This window comes from Acinetobacter tianfuensis (assembly GCF_003611465.1).
Taxonomy (GTDB): domain Bacteria; phylum Pseudomonadota; class Gammaproteobacteria; order Pseudomonadales; family Moraxellaceae; genus Acinetobacter; species Acinetobacter tianfuensis.
Window position 1 is genome coordinate 1 of record NZ_RAXV01000036.1, and the last position, 13,230, is coordinate 13,230.

Sequence of the window (13,230 nt, forward strand, 5' to 3'; positions counted from 1 at the left end):
GCACTTTTTCAGCCATAAATAACCTGTCTTCCTATCTACAATCGAGACCAATGATTGCTGATGGTTCTTACCAACAATCGTATCTATTTCCAAATAACCAAAACGAGTCCGCTGCTCAATCTCAACAGGTCTGTCATGAATGCTTTTAGATAGAAGGGGTAATATGTTTAGAGCAGTTTTTTATTAGAAAAGGAATAGTGATAAACTTACGAAAATTAATGAGTTTTTATAGGCTGTTGGGCTATCAATATAGCCCAATGACTGCAAGCTCAATCAATCATTTATTTTATTAAGTATTTGATAATGCAAGTGAATAAAGTTGAATGCAATCTATTCCAATCCAGTCCAAACTTGGCGGTTTCTATTTTTTCTACTACGCTATTGTTGGTACATTCATGCCATTTTGGAGTCTATATTTAGAAGACCAAGGTTTTAGCTACCAAGAAATTGGCTTATTGTCATCGATTGCTATTATTACACGCTTTTTTGCACCTTTTATTTGGGGATGGATAGCAGATAAATCAGGCAAACGCATGTTGCTGGTACGTATAGCGACATGGATGGAAGCCTGCATTTGGTTCCTTATTTTTATTATTCCAAACAACTTTCAGTCAGTTGCATTACTCATGCTGATTTTTAGCTTTTTTCAAAATGCAATTTTGGCGCAGTTTGAAGGAGTTACACTTTTCTGGCTGGCAGAAAAAAGAGCAGCTTTATATGGCAAAGTCAGAAAATGGGGATCAATAGGATTTATTGTCGGAGTATTTGGCATAGGAGCATTGCTGGAAATAATCCCTATTTCTATGCTGCCTGTTTTATTGCTATGCATTGCATTTTTAGCATTCCTTTGGTCATTTACCATAAAAGAACCTGCTGAAGCGCCATCTTCACAAAAAATGTTAGAACCGCTTTGGCCTATATTAAAGCGTCCAGCTGTTTTAAGTTTTTTTATGATTGAACTGGTCATGCTATTTTCACATGCGCCTTTCTATAGCTTTTATAGCAACTATCTGCATCAGGCTGGATATTCAACTACACAAATTGGTTTGCTTTGGTCGGTTGGTGTTATTGCTGAAATTATTATGTTTGCTTATGCCAATTTTTTCTTTAGCAGATATTCATGGCGCAGCTTAGTCAGCCTATGCCTTGTATTAACAAGCCTGCGCTGGATTGCAGCAGGCTATTTTCCAGAAAGTTTCAGCATACAGTTTATAGCGCAGTCTGTGCATGCATTCAGTTTTGGCTTATTTCACTTAATTGCGATGCGAATTATTTTTCAAAACTTCAGTGCAGGTCAGCAAGGCCGCGGTCAAGCGCTCTACAGTACAATGTGGGGCATGGGGGTTGCATCGGGAAGCATCTTAGCTGGGTATTTTTGGGAAATATATTCAGGTGAAGCGATGTTTATAGCAGCAGGCATCGTTGTACTTTTAGGCTTACTTTTTGTAATAGGCTTGCCAAAAGAGATTGAAGCTAAAAGTTGATACAAATTCGGCGGGCCGTTTAGCTAGCGATCACTTGATTGCGTCCATGCTGCTTAGCTTGGTATAGAGCAAAATCGACTCGATTGATCAGCTGCTGAATATTGGGTATTTGCGGCTGGTTGTGCTGTGTCATGCCAATACTGACGGTGATATTCAGCGGTGCTTGCCCATATAGTTCAATTGGTGATTGCTCAATCATATAGCGGATGCGTTCAGAAATTCGCTGTGCTTCATGACCATAAATATTTTTAAGTAAAATGACAAACTCTTCACCGCCAATACGGGCAAAGAAATCATCTTCACGTAAATGATGACGGATATTTTCTGCAAACTGCTGTAAAACTTGATCACCTACATAATGGCCATAATGGCCATAATGGCCATATTGGTTATTAATCTGTTTAAAATGGTCTATATCCAGCATGAGCAGCGTAAATGCTTTTTAGGATGCTGCTGCAGCATTTCATCTGTCATTTGAAAGAAATAGCGCCGATTCATGGTTTGAGTAAGGCTGTCATAATTTGCAAAATACAGCACTTTTTTATAAAGCTCATGACGGTTTTGACTAATAATGCATAAAATAAGCGGTGTTAGGCTTAGCATGCATAGGCCTATGCGCACAGACATGGCTGTGGTTAAGTAGATGTCGGCAGAAACAGCCAAATAAAAGTCATTTAAGCTATGGTAAGTCGCTAAAATGACAAAGAAGTTAATGGTTGTGACCGTAAATAACCGATAGCTTAAGGCGGCCCAAATCAGCGCAACGCAAACTGCTGATGAAAATAATGAAGCCTATGCCCAAAAATATGGAAACCTGCGTTTTGGATGATGCAGTGTGCATAAAGAATAATTGTGCTCTAAAGTTGCCAATGCGTTATTAAAGTAATGATTAAAATTATATTAAGTTTGTCCATGATAGCGGATGAAATTCCGATGAAGATGAAGAAATCGTGAAGACCTCCAAGATGTTGATGTAAATCCGACCGATGACATTTTACTGTTGCTTAAGTCTATAAAGATGAATAGAAATGATTGTTATAAATTGGTGATAAATGGCGGTTTTTTAGAAAAATGTGGTAACTTAGCTGACAGGGATGAAATGACTGAATAAGCCTATGAAAAAAACATATTTGACAGTTTTACTGATGTTATATGCTGGTATGGCTGGAGCTGCAGATAATAATAAAACATCGGTGAATCAAGCCGCTGCGCTAAATGCTGAGAATACTTTCCGTGTAACCACCCGCCCAGAAATTGTAGGTTTATGGGGTATGGAAATACCCAATAACCGCAAATGCATTGAATATTACAATTTTAAAAGCAGCAATGATGTTGTGATTAAGAGCGGTGAGGAGTGGTCTGCTGGCATTTATGATTATCAGCCGCCTGCACAGTCTGATGATCAGATTCCTGCACTTATTTTACAAGTTAAATATGACAATAATCAAAAAGACTGTTCTGGTAATACTGTTGATCAAACTGGTGAAATTTCGCAGTATTTTGTGAAATGGAAAAACCCGAGCACAATCGATTTTTGCAGCAATGAAAAAGCAGAGCAGTGCTTTGCAACGCTTTACCGCGTCTTGCCATAATAAGAACTTATTGTCGCCAAGTTGCTGAAGAGATAAAAAACCGCTCAATTTGAGCGGTTTTTTATGGTCTGCTGAAGGGTTTATTCTTTTTCTTTGTCAGAATGACCTTCAATTTGTTTAAGCAAATGTTTTTCCAAATAGTGGATATCCATTGCTTGCTTGCAGAATTGTTTATCTTGCAAAATTAAGTCTTTGTGCAGCGGAATATTGGTTTTGATCCCAGTCAAAATCATTTCATCCAGAGCCTGCTTTAAACGAGCCATGCAGTTTTCACGGTCTTTACCATGAGCAATCAGTTTTGCAATCATTGAATCGTAGTATGGCGGAATGCTATAGCCTTGATAGATATGAGAGTCTAAACGGATGCCTGCACCGCCTGGAGCATAGAAGTGCTCGATTTTACCCGGTGACGGCATAAAAGTTGTGGGATCTTCAGCATTAATACGGCATTCAATTGCATGACCTGTGCAGACAACATCTTCTTGCTGAATATTTAAGCCTAGACCTGCAGCAATACGAAGCTGCTGCTCAATGATGTCGACACCAGTGACCATTTCAGTGACTGGATGCTCAACCTGTACACGTGTGTTCATTTCAATGAAGAAGAACTCGCCATCTTCAAATAAGAACTCAAATGTACCTGCACCGCGGTATTGCATCATTTGGCATGCATTTACGCAGGCTTCCAAAATATCTGCGCGCGCTTGTTCAGGCAGTCCCGGTGCTGGCGCTTCTTCCAATACTTTTTGATGACGGCGCTGTAAAGAGCAGTCACGGTCAAATAGATGAATTGCATGACCATTTCCGTCTGCAAGGACTTGAACTTCTACATGGCGCGGCTTCTGAAGGAAGCGTTCCATATAAACCGTGTCATCGCCAAACCACATTTCAGCATCACGCTGTGCAGCCTGTACAGATTCAAGCAGTGTATCTACGCGTTCTACAATACGCATGCCGCGTCCGCCGCCGCCGGAAGCAGCTTTGACAATAAGCGGGAAGCCAATTTCTTTAGCTTCAGCAAGCGCGTTGTTTGGCGTTACTGCATGTGCAGAACCCGGCACAGTTGGAACACCTGCTTTACGCATTGCCATAATGGCGGATACTTTATTGCCCATAAGGCGAATATGTTCAGGGCGCGGGCCAATAAAAATAAAGCCCGAACTTTCTACAATTTCTGCAAACTCTGCATTTTCAGATAAGAAACCATAGCCTGGGTGAATAGCGTCTGCGCCTGTAATTTCAGCTGCTGTAATAATCGCAGGAATATTCAGGTAACTTTCGCTGCTTGCGCCAGGGCCAATGCATACGGCTTCATCACAGAAGCGCAGATGCATAAGGTCTTTATCTGCATCGGAATAAATACCAACGGTTTTAATTCCCAAAGTTTTGCAGGCACGTGTGATACGCAGCGCGATTTCACCACGGTTTGCAATTAAAACTTTTTGCAACATGTTTTTTCCCCGAGGTTTTATGCGCGGTAGCGGAAAAGTGGTTGACCGAACTGAATCACTTCACCATTTTTAACTAAAATTTCTTCAACCACACCGCTTTGAGTTGCCTCAATTGGGTTCATGATTTTCATTGCTTCAATAATGCCGAGTGTTTCACCAGCAGAAATTGTTTGGCCAACTTTCACGAAAGGCGCTTCGCCTGGGCTAGGCGCTGCATAGAACACACCAACCATCGGCGATGTTTCAACTGCACCGCGAGGTGATTTTGCCGCTGGAGCGCTCGCTGCTGGTGTCGGCATAGCAGGAACAGCTGCTGCAACTACTGGATTTCGGCGAGTTAGCGCAATCGATTGATCGCCTTCTTTAACTTCAATTGCCTGTAAGTCAGACTCAATCATCAGGTCGATGAGTTTCTTGATTTTACGGATATCCATGAGACAGTATTCCTAAATTAAGATTGCAAAGTTAGTTGGGTTTTTTCGATGGCGAAGTCAAGTGCTGCAGCATAGCCTTTAGCGCCTAGGCCGCAGATTACGCCAACGGCTTTATCTGATAAATATGAGTGGTGGCGGAAAGCTTCACGCGCATGAACATTAGATAAATGAACTTCAATGAACGGAATGGCCACACCAAGAAGCGCATCACGTACTGCAACAGAGGTATGTGTCAGTGCTGCAGGATTAATAATGATGAATTGAACGCCTTCTTGCTGCGCTTGATGAATACGGTCGACAATTGCGCCTTCCCAGTTGCTTTGAAAGCTGTCTAGAGAAATTGATGCTTTATGCGCTTGTGCGGTGAGCTGCTGATTTATATCCTCAAGGGTGAGGTATCCATAAACCTCTGGTTCTCGCTTTCCTAGCAAATTTAGATTCGGTCCATGAATGACCAAGATGGTCGAACTCATTCAGCTTGCTCCAATAATAAGTTGCAAAAATACTTTGCAAGATGTCTGCAAAGTTTGCTTATTATGGCACAAATTTCCATATTTTATTTATAAATTCTTTGAATTGACATGAAAGCAGTGCGCCAGATTTGGGCTATATAATGTAAATTTTGCAGAGAATAGGCAATGTTAAAAGATTACATTTTTTCAAAAGATCTCTAGATATTTCATTGTAAGCTGGATTGGCTAAAACTGTTGATATTATTTATGTAACGGAAATGTTGTAAACAATTTCCAATAATGTGCAATAAATAAATTTACTGCTGGCAGAAAAAAGCTGTGATGTATTGTTTATGAAGTATCTCTGTTTTTAAGCCTTATTTTATTGATTAGGGAACAGCCGTTTCTTGCCTGTACGTAATGCAATATTTATGAATGCGGTTATTTCAAGAGGCTTTAAAGCTGGCCATTTAGGGAACTGAATCAATTGTTTTTTAAAGTTGTAAACATATAAATCTTATATAAAACAATTAAGTGTCTATTTTTATGGCTTTTTATTTAACGATTTACATTTTTTTGGCATACCTTAACGGTATCAGGCCTAGGCTAGCTCAAAAGAATAACGCCATGATTTTTGATTAGGAGGCTTCTTTCAATATGTACCTTTACTGATTTGTCTGCATAGAATGATCTTTATATTCTAATATTTAGGATGACCAGCTTTTGTCTCAAGTTCTGCACTGAAGTGAATGACTATTTCTTTCAATTCTGTAGGCAAAATGCGTAATGAAGCTGTACATATGTATAAGCTGATGGTGGCAAAAGCTTTTGAAATAGCGTGTAAAGTGAACAAAGGCTAAATACAGCGTCAAAACATGCATGACATTTAAAGCAGCTGATTGTTAGCTAGAAAAGTGAGCATGCCGCTCTAATGATTTCCAGAACTTATGTTATGCTCAAAACTTGATATGTCTATATAGATAAGACTCAATAATATCGGGTTTTATGAGATAGAAAGCGCTGGCATGAAAATGTGCTGGCCGTCAAATGGATAATAAGAGAGAGCTTTATGAAAAAGTGGTTCATATACGGTATGGGTTTAGCTGTATCAGCGGCGGTTTTAAGCGGATGTAATACAGTGCCTTCGCAAACAGAAAATGCAACGGCTGGTTTATTGATTTGTGAACCGAATGAATTATGTCCTGTGGTGACTGTGTCTTGGAATGAACAGCAGAAAGATACAGCCAATATTCATGTGGCATTAAGCAGTGCGAAAAAAGATTATGACATTCAAAAAATCTCTTTAAGCAACGCTCAAAAAAATATTGAGTATGCGGCAGTGCAAAAAACTGAATATGACATCATTTTAGGCATGCACCGTTCAAAAAACAGCATAACTGTACCGAGTAAAATTTTTACAGAATTGAATAGCGGTAATAATATTTCTCTTACTGTGCATACCGATCAGGGCGCATTAAAACGTTATATCTATAAAGATGGCAAACAGTCTTTGCTGTATAAGCAATTAAAATCAATTGCTCAAAAATAAGCTGCATAGCGATATGATTTTATAAATCCTGAGCTTAAATGCTTGGGATTTTTTATATCTATTCTAAGCTTTTATTACGTTGTAACTAGGCTTTGAAAGCCTTAAACTGCCTTTTAACTTAACATCCATAGAAATGATTGCAATGGTATTGGACAAAGACTTAATTGAAGAACAGCAGCTTTTGTGTGAAGAGTTTGATTCTGCATACCGCGCTGTAAAAGAGACAGATATCATTGCTATTGCTTTGCATACCTTGAATAAGGAGCCTATTGTCGGCTTGCGCAAGCTGCCAGATGAAAATAATGTTTCTTGGTTTATCTACGGCGGTGAATTGGATGGAGCTGAGGACTTCTTTGAATTAATCAGCGTTCAGGAATTAGCAAAAGAGTTTCCTGAAGCACTGCCTTATTTAGCTTTAGATACGGGCTACCGCTTTATGATTGATTCAGATGATTATGAAGATGTCTGGAAAGAAGGCGATGAAGCTTAATTTTTTTATTACTATTGCGTTGTTAGGCTATTTGTCTTCTTCGGCTGTATATGCGCAAAGCGGGCAGTTAAGTCAGCAAGCTTATGATCAAAAAATGCAGTATTACAGAGATGTGATTAATCAATCTAAAACAGTTTTGGATGATCCAGCATCTACAGCGGATGCAGATGCAAAAAGCCGTTCTTTTTGTGAACGCATTCATGCATATCGGCAAATAGAAAAGCTGTCCAGCGAGAACCGCAATTTAGATATGGCGCCTGTTATGCAGATGGCCGCACAAAATTTTTTAGACCGTCAGCAAAAAAGTTTGCATGGCTCAGGAATGAGTACCGAATATATGTGTGCGGGAAAAGAGAAACTTTAAAGAATATCGTTCTGAACATATAAAATGTCAGGTAATGATATGAAATTGGGCAGAAATGACAATTAAATCACACTACTATATCCATATTAAGGTGCGACATGACAGATTTCCCTGGTCCGTCATGCTGTACTTTGATATTGCATCATGTTTGATGACGTTCTCTTATAGCCACTGAAAGGTGGCTTTTTTTTGTTTAAAAAATAGTATTAATTCAATGTCTGAGCTTATTGCTGTATAAATAGACAAATAGAACGAATCTGCTAAGATAGAACATAATAGAATACTGACGCAGCTGAGGAGTTTTGCAATGACGGCATACACTTCTGTTATGAAAGCAGGTAAATACGAGGATGAAATGATCCCGCATTTAGCCGTGCATGCTTTTCATCAAGCATTTGTGCGCGCATGCAGTACTTCTGATGTTATTTTTTCAAAAAATCAAAAACTTGTGCGCCGTACACAGCACGGTGAAGAACAAGTATTAAAAGATTTATCCCAAGCCTATGTCGATATTGTGCCGGCAGTTATACCAATGAAACGTAAAAAACGTTTAGAGGGCGCTGTATAAGGCATGACGTATCAACCCCGCATTAGGATGTTTGCAGGGCCAAATGGCTCAGGTAAGAGTACTGTTAAAGAATATTTACTGCCCCAGCATATTGGGGCATATTTAAATGCCGAGGAACTAGAACAGCAATTAGCTCAGCACCATTTTCTTGATTTAAACATTTATCATTCATCTTTAACAGCAGTAGGCCTGCTCAGTTTTTTGCGTGAGAAAAAGCGCCCTAGAGCAAATGAAATGGCGCCATTACTGGCTCAAGAGCCTAATATTCTTAGCACATCGATTATTCAGTTTGCAGAAAGTGAAATAGATTCATATCTTTGCGCCCGTATTATTGATTATATTCGCCTAACTTTTTTAGCGCTAAAAATAAGTTTTACTTTTGAAACTGTTATGTCCCATATTTCTAAAGTTGAATTTTTAAGAGAGGCCAAAAAGCAAGGCTACCGAACCTATTTATATTTTGTATCTACAGTCGATCCAGAAATTAATATTTCACGAGTAAAATACCGTGTGAAAATGGGCGGGCATGACGTTCCAGAAGATAAAATTAAACAACGCTATCAGCGCAGTATGGATCTTTTAATGCAGGCTGTAGAGGTTTCTGACCGAACTTATATTTTTGATAATTCTGCAGACGGTCAGCTGGCATCTTTTCTGGCAGAGATTGAGTCTGCAGAATTATTAAAATTAAACCCTGCTGCAACTAGGGTCCCTCAATGGTTTGCAGAGCGCGTTCTAAAAGAATTTGAGAGCTAGAGCGTAATTTTTATCATGCGCTATTCATTACTTTGCCGTCAATTAGGTTCTCATCAAGGTATGATGTAAAAATGAACATTTTTGAAGTTCAAATTAATAAAAAAAACTTTAGTATAAAATTCTTCGGGGATATATCTGCAGTTTTTCTCAATTATTAAGTTTTTATTAATAATTTTCTATTTTTGTGCTGCTAACCTTTTTAGTAAACTATTTTTAAATGTGTTGTACGCTTAAGAGTGTACGGAGAGTTGCTGCAAGATTAGAAACAGTGGCATTAAGGGCCGAACAATTCATTCATTGAATGCAACGTGGCAATCAAATGAAACATCAGAAATATAGAGATATTAAATAATTTAGATAATTGATTTTTGAGATCAAAAAGAAGGGGATATGAATTTTAACTTTTTAAAAAAACGATTCATAACAAATCGAGTAATGATTACATTTTTATCATTACTAGCGATTTTGGTCATTTCATTGCTGATATACGGCTATGACAGTATGCATGACCCTGAAAAAGTCAAAGCCCGCTTATACGCCTGCGGGAAATTTGGTGATCGGCAAATGCGTATTGATCGAAGGTATTTATTTCTTGCAAGAGTTGAGTATCAAGGTGTGAATTATTGGGGAAAAAATAATATACAGGAGCATCAATCCAAAGGTTGCAAGGATCAAATTCAAAATGTTTCATTTAATGTGAGATGGCCTGAAATGTCACCATCTAATGGGTTTGAGCTTAATTCTAAAGAGTATAAAAACATTACCTTTACCTTAACTCAGCGAGGTTCATGGCCAATTGAGTGGGGCGATAATAAAAATATTATAAATCAAATTGGTCTTTTACGAATTTTTGTGAATGATTCGGGTGTTACGGATTTTGAGATCAGTGATGAACAAATTAATGCCAAAAAGTATTTAATCAGGACTTGGGTCTCTATCAAATCACTCTAAGCAAAGGGGGGGGATAAAGTTGCTAAGCATATATATTGGCAAGAGAAGGAAGGTAAGCGTATTGGGGTTGTCATTAGCTGTCAAAACTATTTTAGCAACAAAACAGGGTGTGAGCTATATAGTCATGTGCCAAATTATGGTTTTTATACAAGTGTTTTAGATATTGATTTTCATGGTGAGCTGCTTCCACATTGGAAACAGCTACAGCGTGACTCTTTGAAATTAGTTAATTCTTTTAAGGTTGGGGGAAAATGATATAAAAAAATATAGATTTAGCAGGCAGATTACGAGAAGAGAAAGGCCTTATAACTATATGAAAGAGGTATGGTTATATTTATGCTTAACTTGCGAATGGAAAATACACGAAAATAGGCTATAAAGATTAGAAGTATCGCCAAAAATAGCCTAAGCAGAAAAGACTTTAAATTAATTATAAACCGTATACTTATTCGCAAAGAAGAAGGGCTTTATCAAAATACTGCAATCATTTTCATCATGTGTAACGCCGTATAGAGCATAATTCATACCTAAATTGCTCTAAGTTATTATTTAACCATCCAAGCTAAATTTCTCTTCAATAGATATACTCAAATAGCCTAAGCTAAATTATAAAATTAAAAAAAGGCAATTGATTCAATCCCCCTTATACAGCATCATTCTTACATCTAAAATGTAAAGCAAAGTTAAATCAAATGATCCTAAATTATGAATTTCATAAAAATATAAATACTGCAAAATTACCATTAATTTTTATTCATGGGCTATTTGGCAGTTTAAGTAATTTAGGCATGCTTGCTCGAGTGTTCTCTGAAACACATAAAGTCATTCAGCTTGATGTTCGTAATCATGGTAAATCAGAGCATGCTTCAGAAATGAATTATGCTGAAATGGCACAAGATGTATTGGAAACAATGGATCACTTAAACATTGCTAAGTTTAATCTTGTTGGCCATTCAATGGGCGGGAAAATAGCCATGCAATTGGCCGCTGCCGTGCCAGAGCGTGTCGAAAAACTAGCAGTATTAGATATAGCGCCTTATGCATATCAGCAAAATCACCACGATCAAATTTTTAAAGCACTATTGGCTGTAGAAAATGCAAATATTGCATCACGTTCAGAGGCAATTGCAATTATGAAACAGTTTATTCATGAAGATATGGTGATTCAGTTTTTATTGAAATCATTCAATAAAGGGCAGTGGTTATTCAATGTTCAGTCATTATATGAACATTATCCAGAGATTCTAGGCTGGAAAACACACAGCATTTTTTCAAAACCAGCACTTTTCCTGCGTGGAGGAAATTCGCCTTATGTTCGTGAACAAGTACAAGTCGATGCAATTTATACGCAATTTCCAAATGCTGAAATCTTAGAAATTCAAGGTGCAGGCCATTGGCTGCATGCAGAAAAAACAGAAGAAGTTCTTCATGCGCTACGCCAATATTTTTAAGCTGAAAATCAAAATATAAATCTCTATGTACATGCCGTTGTATATAGAGATTTTGAAAAATGCTTATTGAAAATTAGAAGCTTGCAGCTGGCCTTCGGAGGTTAGCTTATCCGCCATTTCTTTTGTTTTAACTAAACCTGGCATACGGTATTCAGTATGTCCATAATCTTGAATAGACTTCCAGCGTCCTCCCCAAGTTAAGCCAACAGATTCCGCAACTTGGCCATATAGCTGATAACCGCGCATTGCCCATGGATCGCGCTCTGAAATAACGACTTTTCCATTACGTTTAAACGCAATATCTGCAGCCAAGCCAAACTGATGATAACTTTGATAGCCTCTAGCGCGTGTAGTATTTATATTTGTTGCCAAAGAATTTTGTCTTTGCGGGCTTCTATAACCTTCTAAAAGAACCATTTCATATCCATGCTGTTCCCGCATAGTTTTAATGACCATCAATAGGCGCTGTTTAAAACGAGGGTTCATCTTGTGCCATTTGCGGTCGGCATTACTCAGATCTGAATGGCTATGCGCTTCAAAAGCCCCATCATCCGTCAAAATATTTGGATATGCCGGCGCTATATTCTCTGCAGAAATAACAGAAGTATTGATACTGTTTTCTAGCGCTAAAGCTTCATTAATTGCGTCTTGCACTAGGTTTTCATCTACTTCTGGAGGTGCATCAAGCATTTCACCATTCAGCATGGCATAAATTTGCGGGTCAGCTTTTTTTAAATAATCAGCCTCCATTTTTGAAGCGGTTATCGGCTGAGTAAAAGCCAATAATAAAATACTTGAAAATAGTACGGCGCCAGCGATCAAAATCCACCATTGCTGTAAGTGCCAATGAGATTGAATTTGCTCTGGTGAAGCGGCTGTATTCATTTCATTTGCAAATTGTTTAGCACTCATAAAAGTTCTTTTGCTTTTAGAGATGAGTGCCTTAAACATATTTATTACTGTAAGGCGCAGCTCTGCAGACATTAGAAAAGCAGAACCAATTACCAGCAGCAAAAAACATGAAAATATAAATATAATCATGATTCAGCTGCAGGTTTTACTACTGGAGCTGGGTTTAAACTTTTGGTTACTGCAATGTTGAGCGAACCAGGCGGTGACTCAGCTTCCTCTTCAGGGACAACCGTTGATTTTTTTACAGCAGGCAATAATGGTGCTTTTGTTAAAATTTGAGCAGGTTCAGTTTTGACTTTGGCTGCAGCTGCTTTTTGAGGTACAGGTTTATGCACGGGTATTTTAAAATTCTCAGCCAAAATTTTGGGCTGTAAAACAGCAAGCGGATTTTGAGTATTTTCAGCTGCTGGCTTTATCTCATTTGGATGTCTAAAAGCATTTACCAAATCACTTTCATAAACTTGCTTATCATCCTCTTGCGCAAGATGTCTTTTTTCCAATGGCTCTTCATCAATAACAGTATTATAAGCAGATGTTATATCAGTATGTTTTTGCGCTGCAGGCGACAAAGCTGTTTTTTGATTTGGATACTCAACAGTTTGAATAGCCTCAGGATGGCTCATTTTATGATTCCCGCCGAGAAAAAATACATAAGCCCCCATAGAAATTACTGCCAATCCTGCAAAAAATCCAAGAGCTGCGGCAAGCATTGGTGAAACCTGTGATTTTTTAGTTGACTGCAAAATACGCACGTTATTTGATTTTTCGAATGCCAT

16 protein-coding genes and 1 pseudogene are annotated in these 13,230 nt (G+C 38.2%); 9 read left to right on the plus strand and 8 right to left on the minus strand.

The annotated features are described in order from the left end of the window. Window positions 1-147, minus strand: a pseudogene (locus tag D7V32_RS17900) (IS30 family transposase); the annotation flags it as partial. Between the two features lie 176 nt (window positions 148-323). Here D7V32_RS17900 and D7V32_RS14075 point away from each other — a divergent pair. Then, entirely contained in the window at window positions 324-1,484 is a 1,161-nt protein-coding gene (locus D7V32_RS14075; protein WP_120403476.1) for an MFS transporter, read from the plus strand. A gap of 19 nt (window positions 1,485-1,503) precedes the next feature. Here the strand turns inward: D7V32_RS14075 and D7V32_RS17635 are convergent, their stop codons facing one another. Then, a complete protein-coding gene (locus D7V32_RS17635; protein WP_228200223.1) occupies window positions 1,504-1,908 on the minus strand; it encodes a GGDEF domain-containing protein in 405 nt (134 codons plus the stop codon). Beyond that, the gene (locus tag D7V32_RS17640) at window positions 1,896-2,147 is read right to left on the minus strand and encodes a hypothetical protein (RefSeq protein ID WP_228200224.1); all 252 of its coding nucleotides are present in this window, start codon (window positions 2,145-2,147) and stop codon (window positions 1,896-1,898) included. Before D7V32_RS17640 ends, D7V32_RS17635 begins: the two co-directional genes overlap by 13 nt. A gap of 497 nt (window positions 2,148-2,644) precedes the next feature. On the opposite strand from D7V32_RS17640, the gene D7V32_RS14085 reads away from it, so the two are divergent. Further along, a complete protein-coding gene (locus tag D7V32_RS14085) occupies window positions 2,645-3,076 on the plus strand; it encodes a hypothetical protein (RefSeq protein ID WP_407641553.1) in 432 nt (143 codons plus the stop codon). Window positions 3,077-3,156: 80 nt separating this feature from the next. Here D7V32_RS14085 and accC read toward each other — a convergent pair whose 3' ends face one another. The 3 genes from accC to aroQ are packed head-to-tail and all read right to left on the minus strand — an operon-like array spanning window position 3,157 to window position 5,434. Continuing rightward, window positions 3,157-4,527 carry an acetyl-CoA carboxylase biotin carboxylase subunit gene (accC, locus tag D7V32_RS14090; protein ID WP_120403478.1) on the minus strand — a complete coding sequence of 457 codons (1,371 nt, stop codon included), beginning with the start codon at window positions 4,525-4,527 and terminating at the stop codon, window positions 3,157-3,159. A 17-nt stretch (window positions 4,528-4,544) separates the two neighbouring features. Continuing rightward, window positions 4,545-4,961, minus strand: coding sequence for an acetyl-CoA carboxylase biotin carboxyl carrier protein (gene accB / locus D7V32_RS14095; protein WP_120403479.1), 417 nt, complete (start codon window positions 4,959-4,961; stop codon window positions 4,545-4,547). A gap of 17 nt (window positions 4,962-4,978) precedes the next feature. Then, on the minus strand, window positions 4,979-5,434 hold the full coding sequence (gene aroQ, locus D7V32_RS14100) for a type II 3-dehydroquinate dehydratase (protein ID WP_120403480.1): 456 nt from the start codon (window positions 5,432-5,434) through the stop codon (window positions 4,979-4,981). Window positions 5,435-6,482: 1,048 nt separating this feature from the next. On the opposite strand from aroQ, the gene D7V32_RS14105 reads away from it, so the two are divergent. The 7 genes from D7V32_RS14105 (at window position 6,483) to D7V32_RS14135 (ending at window position 11,542) form a co-directional block, all read left to right on the plus strand. Beyond that, window positions 6,483-6,962 carry a hypothetical protein gene (locus D7V32_RS14105; protein ID WP_147394229.1) on the plus strand — a complete coding sequence of 160 codons (480 nt, stop codon included), beginning with the start codon at window positions 6,483-6,485 and terminating at the stop codon, window positions 6,960-6,962. 133 nt (window positions 6,963-7,095) lie between these two features. After that, the gene (locus tag D7V32_RS14110; RefSeq protein ID WP_228200225.1) at window positions 7,096-7,452 is read left to right on the plus strand and encodes an immunity protein Imm33 domain-containing protein; all 357 of its coding nucleotides are present in this window, start codon (window positions 7,096-7,098) and stop codon (window positions 7,450-7,452) included. Continuing rightward, window positions 7,442-7,816 (plus strand): hypothetical protein, encoded by a 375-nt coding sequence (locus D7V32_RS14115; protein ID WP_228200226.1) that lies wholly within the window; start codon window positions 7,442-7,444, stop codon window positions 7,814-7,816. The genes D7V32_RS14110 and D7V32_RS14115 overlap by 11 nt, the downstream gene beginning before the upstream one ends. Window positions 7,817-8,123: 307 nt before the next feature. After that, the gene (locus D7V32_RS14120) at window positions 8,124-8,384 is read left to right on the plus strand and encodes a hypothetical protein (RefSeq protein ID WP_120403482.1); all 261 of its coding nucleotides are present in this window, start codon (window positions 8,124-8,126) and stop codon (window positions 8,382-8,384) included. A gap of 27 nt (window positions 8,385-8,411) precedes the next feature. Beyond that, complete coding sequence (locus D7V32_RS14125; RefSeq protein WP_120403483.1) at window positions 8,412-9,140, plus strand: zeta toxin family protein; 729 nt, start codon at window positions 8,412-8,414, stop codon at window positions 9,138-9,140. Between the two features lie 390 nt (window positions 9,141-9,530). After that, window positions 9,531-10,091, plus strand: coding sequence for a hypothetical protein (locus D7V32_RS17645; protein WP_228200227.1), 561 nt, complete (start codon window positions 9,531-9,533; stop codon window positions 10,089-10,091). Between the two features lie 692 nt (window positions 10,092-10,783). Then, window positions 10,784-11,542 (plus strand): alpha/beta fold hydrolase, encoded by a 759-nt coding sequence (locus tag D7V32_RS14135; protein ID WP_120403484.1) that lies wholly within the window; start codon window positions 10,784-10,786, stop codon window positions 11,540-11,542. Window positions 11,543-11,605: 63 nt separating this feature from the next. On the opposite strand, the gene D7V32_RS14140 is transcribed toward D7V32_RS14135, so the two are convergent. After that, the gene (locus D7V32_RS14140) at window positions 11,606-12,583 is read right to left on the minus strand and encodes a M15 family metallopeptidase (RefSeq protein WP_120403485.1); all 978 of its coding nucleotides are present in this window, start codon (window positions 12,581-12,583) and stop codon (window positions 11,606-11,608) included. Then, window positions 12,580-13,230: a hypothetical protein gene (locus D7V32_RS14145; RefSeq protein ID WP_120403486.1), complete on the minus strand. Its 651-nt coding sequence runs from the start codon at window positions 13,228-13,230 to the stop codon at window positions 12,580-12,582. Before D7V32_RS14145 ends, D7V32_RS14140 begins: the two co-directional genes overlap by 4 nt.